At 51.0% G+C, this 16,072-nt stretch carries 10 protein-coding genes; 7 read left to right on the top strand and 3 right to left on the bottom strand.

The genetic code is table 11. From position 1 onward, the window contains the following. Window positions 1–91: 91 nt before the first annotated feature. Window positions 92–2,020 (bottom strand): DUF349 domain-containing protein, encoded by a 1,929-nt coding sequence (locus LX69_RS01540; RefSeq protein ID WP_111444051.1) that lies wholly within the window; start codon window positions 2,018–2,020, stop codon window positions 92–94. A 314-nt stretch (window positions 2,021–2,334) separates the two neighbouring features. Then, complete coding sequence (locus LX69_RS01545) at window positions 2,335–3,159, bottom strand: DUF4349 domain-containing protein (RefSeq protein WP_170124186.1); 825 nt, start codon at window positions 3,157–3,159, stop codon at window positions 2,335–2,337. A 516-nt stretch (window positions 3,160–3,675) separates the two neighbouring features. On the opposite strand from LX69_RS01545, the gene LX69_RS01555 reads away from it, so the two are divergent. The 3 genes from LX69_RS01555 (at window position 3,676) to LX69_RS01565 (ending at window position 6,716) form a co-directional block, all read left to right on the top strand. Continuing rightward, on the top strand, window positions 3,676–4,377 hold the full coding sequence (locus LX69_RS01555; RefSeq protein ID WP_111444054.1) for a DUF2293 domain-containing protein: 702 nt from the start codon (window positions 3,676–3,678) through the stop codon (window positions 4,375–4,377). A 644-nt stretch (window positions 4,378–5,021) separates the two neighbouring features. Continuing rightward, on the top strand, window positions 5,022–5,711 hold the full coding sequence (gene trmD / locus LX69_RS01560) for a tRNA (guanosine(37)-N1)-methyltransferase TrmD (RefSeq protein WP_111444055.1): 690 nt from the start codon (window positions 5,022–5,024) through the stop codon (window positions 5,709–5,711). Between the two features lie 378 nt (window positions 5,712–6,089). Continuing rightward, complete coding sequence (locus tag LX69_RS01565; RefSeq protein ID WP_111444056.1) at window positions 6,090–6,716, top strand: 2OG-Fe(II) oxygenase; 627 nt, start codon at window positions 6,090–6,092, stop codon at window positions 6,714–6,716. Window positions 6,717–6,755: 39 nt separating this feature from the next. On the opposite strand, the gene LX69_RS01570 is transcribed toward LX69_RS01565, so the two are convergent. Continuing rightward, complete coding sequence (locus tag LX69_RS01570) at window positions 6,756–9,656, bottom strand: PD-(D/E)XK nuclease family protein (RefSeq protein ID WP_111444057.1); 2,901 nt, start codon at window positions 9,654–9,656, stop codon at window positions 6,756–6,758. Between the two features lie 150 nt (window positions 9,657–9,806). Between LX69_RS01570 and LX69_RS01575 the strand changes: the two genes are divergently transcribed. From LX69_RS01575 to LX69_RS01590, 4 genes are all read left to right on the top strand, one after another. Then, window positions 9,807–12,626: a 2-oxoglutarate dehydrogenase E1 component gene (locus LX69_RS01575; RefSeq protein WP_111444058.1), complete on the top strand. Its 2,820-nt coding sequence runs from the start codon at window positions 9,807–9,809 to the stop codon at window positions 12,624–12,626. A gap of 51 nt (window positions 12,627–12,677) precedes the next feature. Beyond that, window positions 12,678–13,910 carry a 2-oxoglutarate dehydrogenase complex dihydrolipoyllysine-residue succinyltransferase gene (gene odhB, locus LX69_RS01580; protein WP_111444059.1) on the top strand — a complete coding sequence of 411 codons (1,233 nt, stop codon included), beginning with the start codon at window positions 12,678–12,680 and terminating at the stop codon, window positions 13,908–13,910. A gap of 154 nt (window positions 13,911–14,064) precedes the next feature. Then, window positions 14,065–14,736, top strand: a complete 672-nt coding sequence (locus LX69_RS01585) for a YggS family pyridoxal phosphate-dependent enzyme (RefSeq protein ID WP_111444060.1) — start codon at window positions 14,065–14,067, stop codon at window positions 14,734–14,736. A gap of 264 nt (window positions 14,737–15,000) precedes the next feature. Further along, window positions 15,001–15,987, top strand: coding sequence for a dihydroorotate dehydrogenase-like protein (locus LX69_RS01590; protein ID WP_111444061.1), 987 nt, complete (start codon window positions 15,001–15,003; stop codon window positions 15,985–15,987). The last annotated feature ends 85 nt before the right edge of the window (window positions 15,988–16,072 follow it).

Raw genomic sequence — 16,072 nt, forward strand, 5'->3', positions numbered from 1 at the left:
ACCCCATGGTGTCCTGACGACTCAAACATAAAAGTACAAAAAAACCGACTCGAAAGTCGGTTTTTAAATTTATTAACCAATTATGCAACAATTACTTCGCCTTTAACATCTCATCGAGCATGTCAAGTTTTTCGTTGAGCAATTTGATGTTACGTTTGCCGGTTTCAATCTTATTGTTGAAGTCGCGAACCAAGGCATCGGAGTTTTTCGACTTTGCAAAGAAACCAATGTTGTTTTCCCACACAGTAATGTCGGCCTCGAGCTGACGTAACTTGGTGATAATTTTATTGCGTTCCTGATTCACCTTATCCAGCCCACCATTACCTTTCATGCCTTCAATTTTGTTCCCGAACTTGGAGATGTTTTTATGGAACTCATCCAGGTTCAAATTGTCGAACAAGCGATTCACCATGCCTCGGAACTCATTGTTGACGCGATCTTTCTCCTTAAAAGGCACATGTCCGATTTCGGACCATCGTCGCTGAATCTCTTGCAAAGCCTTAAACGTTTCCTCGGGGTTTTCGGAGGGCTCAAAAGCCTTCAACTGCTCAATTATTTGCAACTTCTGTTGCAGGTTTTGCCCCTCTTCGCCATCCTTGCTGCTAAAATGCGTGGATTTGTGAGCAAAAAACTCATCACAAGCCGACCGAAAACGCTTCCAAATGGGATCGGACAACTTACGGGGCACGGGGCCAATCTCTTTCCACCGCTTTTGAATCTTCACAAATTCATCGGTGGTTTTCTTCCAATCGGTGCTGTTCTTAAGCGCTTCAGCTTGCAGGCACAATTCGGTTTTCAATTGCAAATTGTTGTGCTGTTCCGATTTATAATCTTTAAAATAATCGCGTTTCAGCTCAAAAAATCTATCGCAAGCCGAGCGAAAACGTTCATAAATACGGTTGTTATCCTTTTTGGGTGCAAACCCAATGGTTTTCCACATTTGCTGCAACTCAATCAATTCCTTGCTCTTGTCCTCCCACTCTTTGGGCGAAGTCACTTTACCGAGCGCTTCAATGATGAGTTCTGCTTTTTCGCACAGTTCGGTTTTGGCATCCAGGTTTTTCTTCAGTTGGTCTTTAATGCTCTCGAAGTGCTCCTGATGCTTTTTATTGATGAGCGAGGTGGCTTCCTTGAAGCGCTCCCACACCTCGTCCTTCTTCTCCTTGGGTACCGGACCTGTTTCACGCCATTCGTCGTGAAACTTCTGCAAAGTATTAAAGGCGTGAACGATGTTGGGCTCGCGCAACAGGTTCTCGGCCTTCTCACACAACTCGAGTTTCAACTCAAGGTTCTTCTTCAGGTCGAGATCGCGCAGTTCCTTGTTGATGTTGATATAGTTGTAGAAACTCTCGATGGCATAGTTATAATTGGCCCACAAATCGCGCACATGGCTTTGTGGCACCGGACCAATGTCGCGCCAGCGCTGCTGCAGGTCACGAAACTCGCGAAACGTGTCGTTGAGCGATTCCTGGCGATTCACCAATGCCTTGATGTTCTCGATGACCTCCTGCTTGTCGCGAAGGTTGCGTTCTTTTTCCTCCTCGATGCTCTCATTGAGTTCGGAACGCTTGTCGCGGTACACCTTAATCAACTCTTTCAGCTCGTGCTCGAGGGGATCGTTGGGTGCCGAGAAGTTCTCCTCAAGCTCGCCCGACTCAACAAACCGCTTCTTAATCTCTTCGACCTCTTGCTTGTACTGCTTGTAGAAAGCCGATTTAATGCCTTCCACCTCGTCCTTGAGCTGATCGGGCGAATAGGTTTGCACCACCATCTTGAGGCGTGCCACCAACTCAGACTTACTCAAGGTATCCCAGTCGATCTTTTCGAGATCGGCAATATTGGGACCAGACGACGAAAAATCATCCTCAGGATGAGGACCTTCTTCCATTTCGGGGTGTGATACATTGCTAATTGTTTCCTCAGAGAGGAGGGTTCCTGTTCCGGAAGTAGTTTCAGAGCAATCCTCTGAACGCAAATCTGACGCAGATGCAGTCAATTTGTTTAGATCATTTGTTTCCATCCAATAACTGTTTTGATGATGGGGATAAGTTCATTTTCGAGATACGAATATATGGCTTCTTGGCAATGTTACAAATTTTTTGGATTAATCTTTTGGCTTTCAATCCAAACAGATTCAACCATCAATGCGAAAACGCGACATGATCTTTTTTGAAGAACCCGGGGGCGGATGATAAATTGAGTCTTTAAAAACATGAAGACACAAAGGTACAGTGGTTTTCGATTGACGGAGACTTTTCACAACAGCTCATCATACAGGCTAAATCCCTTTCAAAACTGCAAAAAATTGAGTGACATTCTATCATCACATCCCACTCACACGTTCCGTCGTCTTCCCTTCACTTTTCTCCAAAAATAAATCCCCAGAGCCACCAGCACCCCAAAAGGCCAGATGCGGAACAAAAAGAGCAACGAATCGACAAAGCCAAACCACCCTTTGGACAACGAAAGCTTTAATCGTTCGGAAAAGCGGTCGCGCCGGGAGGGGCTGTATTCGAAATCCTTTTCTTTCGAAAGGGTCAATTCCAGCGTGCTGTAATCCACCTGGTCGCTCAAATATCTCAGGCGGCCGGTGGTGCTGTCAATTTCTTCTTCGAGGGCACGGATTTGTGCTTCAATCTCGAGAATCTCTTTCACGGTGGCGGCTTTCTTCAACAAGTCACGGTAGCGTTGCAGATAGTTGCGCTTAGACTCTAACCGAATTTGCAAATCGACAAACTGATCGGTGACGTCGCGCGCATCCATTTGCTTGTATAGAATTTTACCGGCCCCTCGTTCAATACCGGCCACGAACGCTTCGAAATGGGGCGCCGGGATTCGGATTTTCAACTGATAGGATGTTTCCCTGTCGGAATTGCTGAGGCTCTCGTTGGCATAATAACCGCCGCTCGCTTTAACGAGGGTGTCCACCTTTTGTTTCGACTGCTCCAACTCGGTCACCCGAAGCCCCATGCGGCCGTCTTTGATGATTTTCTTCTGCACCACCACAGACGTCGTCATCTCGTTGACCGGTGGCGGTGGGGCAGTGGCAGATTGTTGGGTAGCGGGAATGATCTCCTCCTCCATCGCCATGTCGATAAACGCGTCAACGGATAGTTCGTTTGGATGTTGCTGGCATGAAACTAACATGGCAGATGCCATGAAAAAACAAATTATGACTCTCATCAGGTTAAAGATTAGCCACCCATCCCCATAAAGGAAACAGAAGGATGTTTGAAAATGTGATGCATTCAAAAAAAAAAAAAAATAACGCCCCCCCGAGGATCAACAGCGCGACACAAGGGAGCCTAAAAATAAACAAAAAAACACCCGTCCAACCCACAATCATCAAAATGGCACACACCCCTGCTTTCACACACCTGCGTCGTACCAAATTCGTACTTTCTTCGGGTCTTCTTCGACTCATGGTCGAAGCGGTATCGAAGCGGAGTCGAAGAAGAGTCGAAGAAGTCCCGAAGCAGGGTCGAAGAAAGATCGAAGCGAAGTCGAAGCCATCGATGAAAAAAATTGACCAATGAAAGGATAATGAATCGAGATTGACGAGGAATCGCATGGGGGACTTTTGAACTTTTGTACTTTTGCACGCACCCGGTCACAAATGCTCACTCCCGTGGCACGGGAGCCCGTTGAATCCGCATCATCATCAAACCAAATAACATGGCCTACCAGGGACGCATTGTGGGGTTAGACCCCAAAGGAAAACTCATTGGCGATTATGGTGAGCCGCTCACCCCGCCAGCCCATTGGGCTTTCTTGCCGGCAGGCGATGCGGGGGTGACACGCAAGGTCACGGCCGGCGGCGATTACTGGCGGGTACAGGTCAAAAAAGGCCGTCGCACCATCTCGAAGGGCATCTGGGCCTCAGCTGCCCTCATCGCCAAAGCTCAGGCAGAGGTGGAAGCGCAACGCGGCACCGAGACGTATCAAAAACGGTTGGCCGGCGACCGGCAACGTCGTCAGCAAAAACAAGAGCATTACGAAGTGGAATTCTTCAACGCCGTGCGTCGTTACCTCCACTTCGACAAATCCCACCAGGCACTAGAGGAGGCTGTAGCCGATGCCGTGACGCGGCATGCCATCCCGGTGGGCAGCGGCACGGTGGCGCGCACGGCCATGATACCGCTGCACGAACGGGCATCGCGCGCCGTCATTGCCTGGATGCGCCATCAAACCACGGCGTACGATCGCCTGAAAATTACCCCCGTGAAAGGGCAACGACGCGCCGTGCGCCGGGAGCTGGCACAACTGTCGGTGGCCGTGCTCGATCGATACCGGCAAAACATGCCCATCCCCATCAACTGCCCGCTGCAGGTGGCAGTGAAGAAATTGATGAGCACCGAACAGGCATCACAAAACTGAAGCAAAACATAAGTCTTAAGAAAACACAAAGTCAGAATAAACGCAAAGGCGCGAAGGCGCTGAGTTTTTTTGTTGCGCCATGCGTTTAAATAACAAAGCAGATAACTCAAAAGAGTTATATAGTAGTGTTCTAATGAAAACAGAGACACGGAGCCACAGAGTTTTTTAGATTATGATGAAAGTTTGAGAAACATTAAACCTGTGTTCAAATAAAAAAGCAGATAACTCAAAACGAGTTATATAGTAGACACGGAGACAGAGATTTTTTAGATAAAAGCAAGGCGTTACAAATTATCTCAGTCTTTGAGAGCCTACTATATAACTCTTTTACCGAGTGGCACTGTGGCTTTTTCTCCTCACTGGTTCTCATCTTATCTCACTGCAATTCATCATCAGTTCTTAGTTCGTTAAGTTGAGGAAGATGATTAAATGCTGAGTTATCTGCTTTCATATTTAAACGCAATCTACATAATCAAACCAACTCAGCGCCTTCGCGCCTCTGCGTATATTTTGACTCTGTATTCACTAAAACTCGTTGTCCACGATACCCTCCTGCGCTGCCCCTTCCAGCCATCTTTACGGAAAAGAGCACGCGGCATGGCCATTTTTCTTAAATTTGCGCCTCTAAAACAAACTCCACACTCATGCGCATCGACGTCCTCACGCTGTTTCCCGACATGTTTCAAGGTCCCTTGAGCGAATCCATCATCAAACGGGCTCGCGACAAGCAGATTGTTGACATCCATTTTCACAACATACGGGACTACAGCACCGACAAACACAACCGGGTGGACGACTACCCCTTTGGCGGGGGCGCCGGCATGGTGATGCAAATTGAGCCCATCGCCACGCTCATCGACAAACTGAAAAGTGAACGCCCTTACGACCACATCATTTACATGACGCCCGATGGCGAACGCCTGGCGCAACGTCGCGTCAACACGCTGTCGCTGGCGGGCAACCTGATGATTCTTTGCGGACACTACAAAGGCGTCGATCACCGCATTCGCGAACACTACATCACCTGTGAAATATCCATTGGCGATTACGTGCTCACGGGCGGCGAACTGGCGGCGGCCGTGCTCATCGACTCGGTGGTGCGCCTCATTCCCGGGGTGCTTTCCGACGAAACCTCGGCACTCACCGACTCGTTTCAGGACAACCTACTCTCGCCCCCGGTGTACACCCGTCCGGCCGAATACAACGGCTGGCGCGTGCCCGACATCCTGCTGTCGGGGCATCAGGCCAACATCGACAAATGGCGCGAAGAACAAGCGCACGAACGCACCCTCAAGCTCCGCCCCGACTTGCTGGGGAAGAGCGAAAGAAGTTGAAATGGTTAAGGAGTTTTTGAAGTTTAAAAGTGTAGGAGTTTAGGGGATATCCCCCATCAATCACCATAGATCATTGGAGCAACATCGCTCATCGACCGTTGCAATGGAGCGAAAGTCTCCCTAATGTGAGGACAAGGTATCGCTCCGGAGCGAAAGCCTCCCTGACGTGTGGCGCAGGGTTTCGCTCCGGAGCGACATTTTTTTTGCCCATCGACACGCTTTTCATTACACGGAGTCAGAAATAAACGCTGAGACGCGAATCGACACAGTCGCCTGACTATACCAAGAAAGGCGCAGAGTTAATTTTGACTCTTTGCCGCATTTTTTTTGGCAACCTTTCGCACGGTTGATGTGTTATTATTCCCAAAAACATCATCGATGGAAGCGACCTTTGACGCCCTGCTGACACAAATGGAACAACAAGGCTTTGCCGTGATGGACGAATTCATTGACCGGGCATCGGTGGCAAAGCTGCGCGAACATGCCCAACGCGCCATGGCCGATCGGGCGTTTCACCCGGCGGGCATCGGTCAGGGACAACACCATCACACCAACCACACCATCCGAAACGACCAGGTTCTGTGGCTCACGCCCGACACGCTGGCCGTGTGGTGCCCAACATTGCACCATCACATCGACCATCTCACCGGGTGGCTCAACCAAAGCTGCTACGCAGGCATCAACCAAAGCGAGTTTCACCTGGCACACTACGCCCCCGGCGCTTACTACAAGCGTCACCTCGATCGTTTTGCCAACAACAACGAACGTCGGTTTACCGTGATTGTGTACCTCAACGACCAATGGTGCGAGGCCGATGGCGGACAACTGGTGGTGTACGGCCACGCGGGGCACCACTCCATCCAGCCCGAAGCCGGACGCCTGGTGTTTTTCCCCTCCGACAAGCTCGAGCACGAGGTGCTGCCCGCCAAGCGTCCGCGATGGAGTTTCACCGGGTGGCTCAAAACGGTGAGGATCCCGCAGTCGTGCTGTTCAACAAATTACTGAGCGATCCGGGATATTGGCAATCGGCAGTCATCATGCGCCCTAGCCACGGCGGCACAACCCCTTGTAGGTGCAATGCTCACATTTCTTAACCTCCCTGGTCTGCACAAAAGGCACCTCGGGGTTATATAGCTCCTCGAGCACACCGCGCAACCCATCAGCAAACTCCTCTTCCACCAACTCGAGGGTCAGTTCGGCAGTATTCTTGTATTTGCCCAACGTCAATCCGTAGCCCTTGCCCTCAAACAACTGCTTGAGCCATACCACCGAGGGATGAATGGGCAGACCGACAGGCTCGCTGTGACGCACCACCCAAGAATAAAGTAACGTTTGAAAAATGGCTTTGTAATCGCTGCATTTTCCGGGGTCGAACAAGTACGACAACTCACCGACCCCGGCTTTGCCACTGCCGGTTTTGTAATCCATCACCCGGCAATAGCCGCCCGTTTCGTCCATCCGGTCAATGATGCCGCCAATATTGACCGTCAGTTGGTCATTGACAGCAAAAGGAGCCGCCACGCGTTTCTCGAGGCCGCGAATCACCAGCGGGCAATGCTGCTGCTCATTCACCAAAAAACGAACAATGTATTTGTGCAACACCTCGGCCACCAGGATGTTTTTGCCCTGCAACTGCCCCAGTTCATCGCCCTTGCCCGATGTGGCCGAAAACTCATTAACAAACGCTTCCTGAATGGTTTGACGAATCAGGGCATTGTTGCCCGACAGGCGGGCAAACACATCGGCCGACACCACCTGCCCCACGTAAGGCGTCAACAACTTCTCCAAACAATAATGAAACAAGATGCCAAAGATGCGGGCATCCAAATCCTCCGAAATCTCATCGGGTTCGGCAATGCCGGCTATTTGTTTGTAGTAAAAACGCAATGGGCACTCCAAATAAAGGCTGAGCGCACTGGGGCTCAACGCCCGCTCGCCGCCTTGGGTAAATTGCGCCAGGCGCTGCATCACCGCCTCGTTTTTGCGAGCCGTTACCGGTGCCACGCGCGACAGCTTCACCTGCTCCACAGCCGTTTGCAACACCGGCCGCTGGGGCGATTCGTATATCAACTGATACAACAAGCGGCTCATCTCGCCCGTTTGCAAGCCCTGCGTTGAGGTATGGTACACCAGTTGCACCCGTTTGGCCCGGTGCAACAACCTGAAGAAATAATACGAGAAAATGGCATCCTGATGCTCGATGGTAGGCAAGCCAAAGCCCCGTCGCAAGTTGTAAGGCACAAACGAATTGGGCGCACTGTCTTTTGGGAACACCCCCTCGTTGAGGTTCAAAATCACCATATTTTCAAAATCGAGGGCACGGGTTTCGAGCACCCCCATCACCTGCAACCCCGATAACGGCTCACCCTTAAAGGCCACCGTTTGCGTTTCGGTGATGCGGCGAAACAGGCGCAACCAGGTTTCGGGCTCCACCGATGCCTCGATGCGCGTGAGCAAATCGCCCAACCGCACCACACTTTTGTAAAGCGCAAAAATGAATTCCTGTTCAAAATAACTTTGTTCGCGATTCCGAATCAGGTCGTAGGTACGCAGCAAAATGGTTTCGATGTACTTAGGAAAATCGCCCCCGTGTTGAATTTTTTGAAAGATAAAAACCAGATAGTCCGACTGATGCAACTCCGAGGCTTCTACAAACACAGTGTTGCGCTTGAGCATGGTGTTTTTTACCGCAACAGCCTTTTCGGGCTCCACGGCAGTGATGTATTGATGCTGCAACACGGGCAGCACATCGCGAAAATAAAACCACGTCTTGCCCTCCCTGGTGGAGCGGGCATTCTTTTGCAAGTTGAGCAACGCCCCCACCAAGCCATAGATGGGCGTATTTTTAAGCGGATACCCCAGTGTGACGTTAATTTGCGAATACGCAGGCGGAATGGCATGGAGCACGGGAATGAGCATGTTCTCGTCGGTCAGCAACACTGCGGTGTCGGTGGTGTCGCCCACAGTCGCCTCGCCGGCTCGGCTCTGCTGCACCTGCTCCAAAAAGTGGCTCACCACGCGCAACTGTTCGGTGGGCGATGCCACCCCCGTGATGGTGATTTCGGGCCAGGTCTCCACCAAAGGCTGCTCCCAGTCATCGGGCGATGGAAACACCACGGTGTTTTCGCGCAAAAACACATCGGGCCCGTTAAAGGGCAACGACACCAACTTTTCTGCCATCCGGCTGCCGGCTTTGGGTAGCAACCAGGGCGAATAATCCCAAAAAAAATCGGCGCCCTGTCGCTGCATGTATCTAAACAACTCCTTTTCGGCCGGGGTAAGCACAAAAAAACCGGCAAACACCACCTTCGGCCAGGGCATGGTCAACGGTTGCTTTTGCCGAATGGTCTCCACCAAATGGCGCACCTGCATGCCGGTGGTCGATAGTTGCTTCCGGGTCAACGATTCATTGAGCCCCCGGTAAAGCGGGTAAATGCTTTCCCAATTTCGCAGAAACATCTTTTGATGCTCCGACAAGCGTTCGGGGTTAAAGCTGCTCCAAAAGGAACGAATGGCCTCCACCTGTTGTTCGCTCAAAAAGGTATAATCACTCTCAATCTTCTTGATGTCGGTGAGGTTGACAAACAACGCGGCAGCATCCACCAGGTATTTGTCCACATCTTCAAAATCGGACAAAAGCGTTTCGCCCCACGGCATGAACTCATCAAAAGGCAAAGGCCGCTCCACCGTGGCACAATACACCTCGTACAATTCAAACAACAATGTCACGGCATCTGCCGAAGTGCCCCCATGCAATTGTTCCACAAACTCGTTGATGGTGAGCACCACCGGCGACCACATGGGCGACCGGCTCATCTGCGACAAGTAATTGGTAAAGAAGATGCCGGCACGACGACCGGGAAACACAAAACAAATGTCCGAAATATTTGTTTCAGATTGTTGATAATAATAGTCGGCCAAACGGCGCAAGAAGTAATCGTTCATGCAAAAAAATTATCGGAGCGAAAATGGTTTTTTAAGCCGTGAAAGATAACCAATCTTTCGCCCAAACCAGAGCATGACACGCAGAATGATGATGCCCGCAGCCCCGGCTAAGCGATCAACACCACACAGCATCCACCCAATTACATCAGCATGGACCACTTCTCATTTTTGGGCAACAGTGACCCGCAAGCCATTGAATCGCTCTACCAGCAATATCTCTCCGATCCGCAATCGGTCAACCCCGCCTATTGCGAATTTTTCAGGGGGTTCGACTTTGCCCGACAGGCCTATGCTGACACATCGGGAACACAGGTCAACAAGGAATTTCGGGTGATGGAACTCATCAACGCCTATCGGCAACGAGGCCACCTGTTTACGCAAACCAACCCCGTGAGAGCGCGGCGCAGCTACCAGCCCACCCTCGACATCGAGAATTTCGGCCTTACCCCTGCCGATCTCAGCAGACCTTTTCATGCCGGCAAAGAACTGGGACTGGGCGTAGCACCTCTTACAGCCATCATCGCTCATCTGCAACAAACCTATTGTAAAAGCATTGGCGCCGAATACCTCTACATCCGCAAGCCGGAAGTGGTGAACTGGCTTCGCGAAAAAATGGAGTCGATACAAAACACACCGTCCTTTTCGGCCGAAAAAAAACGCAACATCTACCACCAACTGAAGCAGGCGGCAGGCCTGGAAGCTTTCATCCACAAAAAATTTGTAGGCCAAAAACGCTTCTCACTCGAAGGCAGCGAAGTGGTCATCCCCGGCCTGCGTGCCCTTATTGAAAAGGCGGCCAACCTGGGAGCCGGCCACGTGGTGATGGGCATGGCGCATCGGGGGCGACTGAACGTGCTCAACAACATTCTGGGCAAGCCCTGCGAATACATCTTTAAAGAATTTGAAGGCGACGACTACGCCAACGGCCTTTCACTGGGCGATGTAAAGTACCACCTGGGTTACGAAAACCAAACACAAACGCCCGAGGGGGGCCAGATCAACCTGATGCTTGTGCCCAACCCCTCGCACCTCGAAGCAGTGCTGCCCGTGCTACAAGGCGTTGCCCGTGCCCGCATCGACAGCGACTACGGAGGCGATGCCGACAAAGTGGTGCCCGTGGCCATTCACGGCGATGCCGCCATTGCAGCACAAGGCGTGGTGTACGAGGTGGTGCAGATGGCTCAACTACCTGGCTATCACACCGGGGGCACCATTCATGTGGTCATTAACAACCAAATAGGGTTCACCACCAACTATCTCGAAGCCCGCTCAAGCACCTATTGCACCGACGTGGCCAAAGTGACCCGCTGCCCGGTGTTTCATGTCAACGGCGACGATGCCGAAGCCTTGGTTTACGTGATGGAACTGGCCATGGAGTACCGCCACCGCTTTCACACCGACGTGTTTGTGGATGTGCTCTCGTACCGCAAGCACGGGCACAACGAAGGCGACGAACCCCGCTTCACCCAGCCCACCCTCTACAAGGCCATTGCCTCCCATTCCAACGTGAGGGACATCTACGCCCAACACCTGATGCAACAAGGGCTGCTCACACCTGCGGAACATCATCAAGCCATGGAGGCCTACGACCAGCACCTCGAAAGCCGCTATGAAATAGCCCGAAGCTTTCCACACGTCGTCATACATCCCTTTAATGCCGGCAGCACACAGCGCTTCAGATATGCCACTCAAGCCGACTTTGAGGAAAATTTGCCGACCGCCATTCCCGAAGATATGCTACAGGATTTGGCTCAAAAGGTCAACCAATTGCCTGTCGAAAAACCATTCTTCAAGAAGGTGCACAAAATCATCAACGACCGCCTGCAACTCATCGCAAACAACCAATGCGACTGGGCCATGGCCGAACAGTTGGCCTTTGCCTCACTGCTCACTCAAGGCTACCCGGTGCGATTGAGCGGACAGGACGCCCAACGGGGAACCTTTGCCCATCGACACGCGGCCTTCACCGTCGAGGATACTGACGAAAAATTCATCCCCCTTCAACATTTGGATGCCACGCAGGCGCCGTTTACGGTTTACAACTCACTCCTTTCGGAATACGGCGTACTGGGCTTTGAATACGGCCATGCACTGGCCGCTCCCAAAGGTCTCACCCTGTGGGAAGCACAGTTTGGCGACTTCAGCAACGTGGCTCAGGTGGTCATTGACCAATACCTGAGTTCGGCCGAGGAAAAATGGGGTCTGCAAAACGGGTTGGTTCTCCTGCTCCCACATGGCTACGAAGGACAAGGACCCGAACACTCCAGCGCCCGATTGGAACGATTCCTGAGCCTGGCCGCCAACGGCAACCTGCAAATTGTCAACCCCACCACCCCGGCCAACTTCTTTCATCTGTTGCGCCGGCAAGTGATGCGTGACATCCGCATTCCACTGGTGGTGTTCACGCCCAAAAGCCTGCTGCGCCACCCTCTCTGCCTGTCGCCATTAGAGGCGTTTACCAACGGGGCGTTTCAGCCAATCATTGACGATGCAGACGTGCTTGCACCATCGGTCACTCGCGTGATATTCTGCACGGGCAAAATCTACTACGACCTGCTAGCCCGCAAGCAGGCGCTCAACGCATCAGATGTGGCCATCATCCGCATTGAACAGCTTCATCCGTTTCCACTAAACGCATTCATCAACACAGTGGCTCAATATCCCAATGCCTTGCTGCACCTATGGGTACAAGAAGAACCCCAAAACATGGGAGCATGGGAGTACCTGCGCAGCCAAAATTTACCGGTGGAGTTGATTCCTATCGCGCGTTTGGTCAGCGCCAGTCCGGCCACCGGCCTCAACCGCCTCCACCAAAAGGGACAGGATGAAATCATCAATAAAGTGTTCAAACCGTGTCATTGCGACAAGCGACTTAAATATTGCGGCTTACAATGCATGGAAGGCAAAACACGCGAAGAAATCCTTCAGCAACACCTCTACTTTACCGAACCGTCGCGGTTCTCCATTTAAAATGTCATTTTAGATACGTCAAACAACCCCATCAGCACAAAACAATTTCCCATGCTCATCGATATTAAAATACCCACCCCCGGCGAATCGATCACCGAAGTAGAAATCACCAACTGGCTGGTAAATGATGGTGATTTGGTGATAAAAAATCAGGAACTGGCCGAGGTGGAATCCGACAAGGCCACCCTCGCCCTCACAGCCACCGAAAGCGGCAAAATACACATCATGCTACCAGCGGGCAGCAGCGCCAAAGTGAACGCCACGGCCTGCACCATCGACACCGACTTTGCCCCACAAGCCATAACAGCAGTACCCGCTTCCCCTCATCCATCAAAGGCGACTGACAACACCGATGGCCAGGCAGCCCCGATCAGTCATGACGAAAACAGCGGGCAAGTGAAGATATCGCCCGTGGCTCAACAAATGATGGAAGCCCACCACCTGAGCATCGACGATGTCCTCAACGGGCTTCGCCGCCTCGGAGCCCGCGACGTGGAGGCGGTGATCCACCAAAACTCAAATATTACGGGTGCTTCAGTACCAGCTGAATCGCGCGAGAGTACCCGGCAAAAAATGTCGCCCTTGCGCAAAAAGCTGTCGCAACGGCTGGTAAGCGTCAAAAACGAAACGGCCATGCTCACCACCTTCAACGAGGCGAATATGAGTGCCGTGATGAGCCTGCGACATCAATACAATCAACCATTTCAGGAAAAACATGGGGTCAAATTGGGTCTGATGTCATTCTTCATCAAAGCCGTCACCCTTGCACTGACAGAGTTCCCGGCCGTCAACAGCATGATTGACGGTGACGACATCATCACCGCTCACTATGCCGACATATCGGTAGCAGTGCAAACCCCCAAAGGTCTTATGGTTCCGGTGATCCGCAACGCCGGGCAACTGTCGCTGGCACAAATTGAACACACCCTAAAGGAGCTGGCCGAAAAAGCACGGGCGGGCAAGCTATCCATCGATGAGATGAGCGGAGGTACCTTCACCATCACCAATGGCGGCGTGTTTGGCTCCATGCTCTCCACACCGCTCATCAACCCGCCCCAATCGGCCATTCTGGGCATGCACGCCATCAACGACCGCCCCGTAGCCATCGACGGAAAGGTTGAAATTCGTCCCATGATGTACATCGCCCTGTCGTACGACCACCGCCTCATCGACGGCAAAGACTCGGTCGGCTTCCTCAAACGGGTGAAAGAACTGGTCGAAAACCCAATCCAACTCATGACGCAAGGCAAAAACCCCGAACAGCTGCTACTCGATTTGATGTGAACACAAACAACAACTCAGCAATCCGTTAGCATGTAATACAGTCTCGTAACGATTACAAGCGGTGCAACGCCACATCACCACATGCTTGCATTGGCACACTTTCAGGTTGTGAAAACATCCTCAATGCGCTATTTTTGCAGAAAAGGAAACCATCATGTCCATCGCAGAAAACCTCCGGCACATCCAATCACAGCTTACCACCGGCGTCACGCTGGTGGCCGTATCAAAAACCCACTCCCAGGAAGCCATCATGGAGGCCTATCAGGCCGGACAACGAATTTTTGGCGAAAATAAAGTACAGGAACTCACCACCAAATACGAAGCGTTGCCCAAAGACATTCACTGGCACATGATTGGGCACATGCAATCGAACAAGGTGAAATACATTGCTCCGTTTGTTACGCTTATTCATGGGGTGGACAGCCTTCGATTGCTCCAAACCATTAACAAAGAAGGCCAAAAGATTCAGCGCGTCATCCCTTGCCTGTTGCAGGTTCACATTGCGAGCGAAGAAACCAAGTTTGGTTTCTCACCCCTCGAAATCCAGGCGATCACCCCTTCACAAATCAGCGAACTGCCATGGATCGAGATACAAGGACTAATGGGCATGGCCACCTTTACGGACGACAACACCCAAGTTCGCAAGGAATTCGACACCCTCAAGCAGCTCTTCGACCAGCTCAAAAGCACCCTTTTTACCAATCAGGCCTCCTTCAACACCCTAAGCATGGGCATGAGCGACGACTTTCACATTGCCATTGAAGCAGGCAGCACTTTGGTGCGCGTGGGAAGCTCTATTTTTGGGCATCGGGACTATACCGTTTAATCTCCCTGAAATTTTTACCCGAAACAAAACAGCTTAAAATTTGTTTGAAGCCAAAAGGTTGATTATTTTCAAGCCTTCAAATACAAACGTTTGCACAACTTTCCGCAAATCATATTTTTCCGGAACAACCATCCTTAAGTCCCCCTTGGGGATAAGGGAGCTAATTAATTAACAGATGAAACGAGCCATGAGAAAGCCTTGCTCACACAAAAGGCTAACTATTTGTGAGTTCCACATAGCCACTGAAAAACAAATTATTGACATATGAAAGACCTTTCAACCACCTACCTGGGACTAAAACTCAAAAATCCATTTATTGTCAGCAGCTCAGGTTTGACCAATACTGCTGCGAAAATTGAGAAACTGGCCGCTGCAGGCGCCGGAGCCATTGTCCTCAAATCGCTATTCGAAGAACAGCTCAACCACAGCGTCAACCAACACATTCATAAAAGTCAGGGAACCGATTATCCCGAGGCCTACGACTACGTGGCTGGTTATGTCAAAAACAACGAAGTCAACGACTACCTGAAACTGATAGCAGAAGCCAAGCAAAAAGTGGATGTGCCCATCATTGCCAGCATCAACTGCTTTTCGGCCGATGAGTGGGTCGATTTTGCCAAACAAATAGAGCAAGCCGGCGCCGATGCCATTGAGTTAAACCTATTTGTGGTCAACACCGACAAAAACAGTGAGGCATCCGAATACGAAGAGCTTTACCTGAATGTGTTGAGCAATGTTCGAAAACACGTCACCATCCCCATTGCCATGAAACTGGGGTCTAACTTTTCAAACCTGGTTGCAGTGGTCAACAAATTATCGGTACACGGAGCACAAGGGGTGGTTCTGTTCAATCGCTTTTACGAGCCCGATATCGACATTGACCACCTGGCCATTAAAGCCGCACATGTATTCAGCACCCCGGCCGACATTCGCCAATCGATCCGTTGGGTTTCCATCGTATCGTCAAAAATCAAAAATATCGACGTGGCTGCATCCACCGGCATTCACACAGGCGAAGCTGCCATCAAACAACTGCTGGTCGGAGCCAAAGCGGTTCAAATTTGTTCGGTCATTTATAAACATGGTCCCGAAGCCCTCACCAAAATGGTATCGGAACTCAACCAATGGATGAAAAATAAAAATTTCAACCACATTGAGGAGTTCAGAGGCATGCTCAATTACGGACACATCAGTGAACCCCAGATATTTGAAAGGGCACAATTCATGAAATATTTCTCAGGGCTCGAATAAGCAGTGAGCATTCATCATTACAAAGCAGGAATGAATCAGCATTCCTGCTTTTTTTTGTCTAAAAATCAAGTTGATTATTTTCTAT

The sequence above is a fragment of the Breznakibacter xylanolyticus genome, from assembly GCF_003254275.1.
GTDB classification, from domain to species: Bacteria; Bacteroidota; Bacteroidia; order Bacteroidales; family Marinilabiliaceae; genus Breznakibacter; species Breznakibacter xylanolyticus.

Coding starts and splice junctions, on each gene's coding strand:
- LX69_RS01540 (WP_111444051.1), bottom strand. CDS start 2,020: ATGGAAACAAATGATCTAAACAAATTGACTGCATCTGCGTCAGATTTG.
- LX69_RS01545 (WP_170124186.1), bottom strand. CDS start 3,159: ATGGCATCTGCCATGTTAGTTTCATGCCAGCAACATCCAAACGAACTA.
- LX69_RS01555 (WP_111444054.1), top strand. CDS start 3,676: ATGGCCTACCAGGGACGCATTGTGGGGTTAGACCCCAAAGGAAAACTC.
- trmD (WP_111444055.1), top strand. CDS start 5,022: ATGCGCATCGACGTCCTCACGCTGTTTCCCGACATGTTTCAAGGTCCC.
- LX69_RS01565 (WP_111444056.1), top strand. CDS start 6,090: ATGGAAGCGACCTTTGACGCCCTGCTGACACAAATGGAACAACAAGGC.
- LX69_RS01570 (WP_111444057.1), bottom strand. CDS start 9,656: ATGAACGATTACTTCTTGCGCCGTTTGGCCGACTATTATTATCAACAA.
- LX69_RS01575 (WP_111444058.1), top strand. CDS start 9,807: ATGGACCACTTCTCATTTTTGGGCAACAGTGACCCGCAAGCCATTGAA.
- odhB (WP_111444059.1), top strand. CDS start 12,678: ATGCTCATCGATATTAAAATACCCACCCCCGGCGAATCGATCACCGAA.
- LX69_RS01585 (WP_111444060.1), top strand. CDS start 14,065: ATGTCCATCGCAGAAAACCTCCGGCACATCCAATCACAGCTTACCACC.
- LX69_RS01590 (WP_111444061.1), top strand. CDS start 15,001: ATGAAAGACCTTTCAACCACCTACCTGGGACTAAAACTCAAAAATCCA.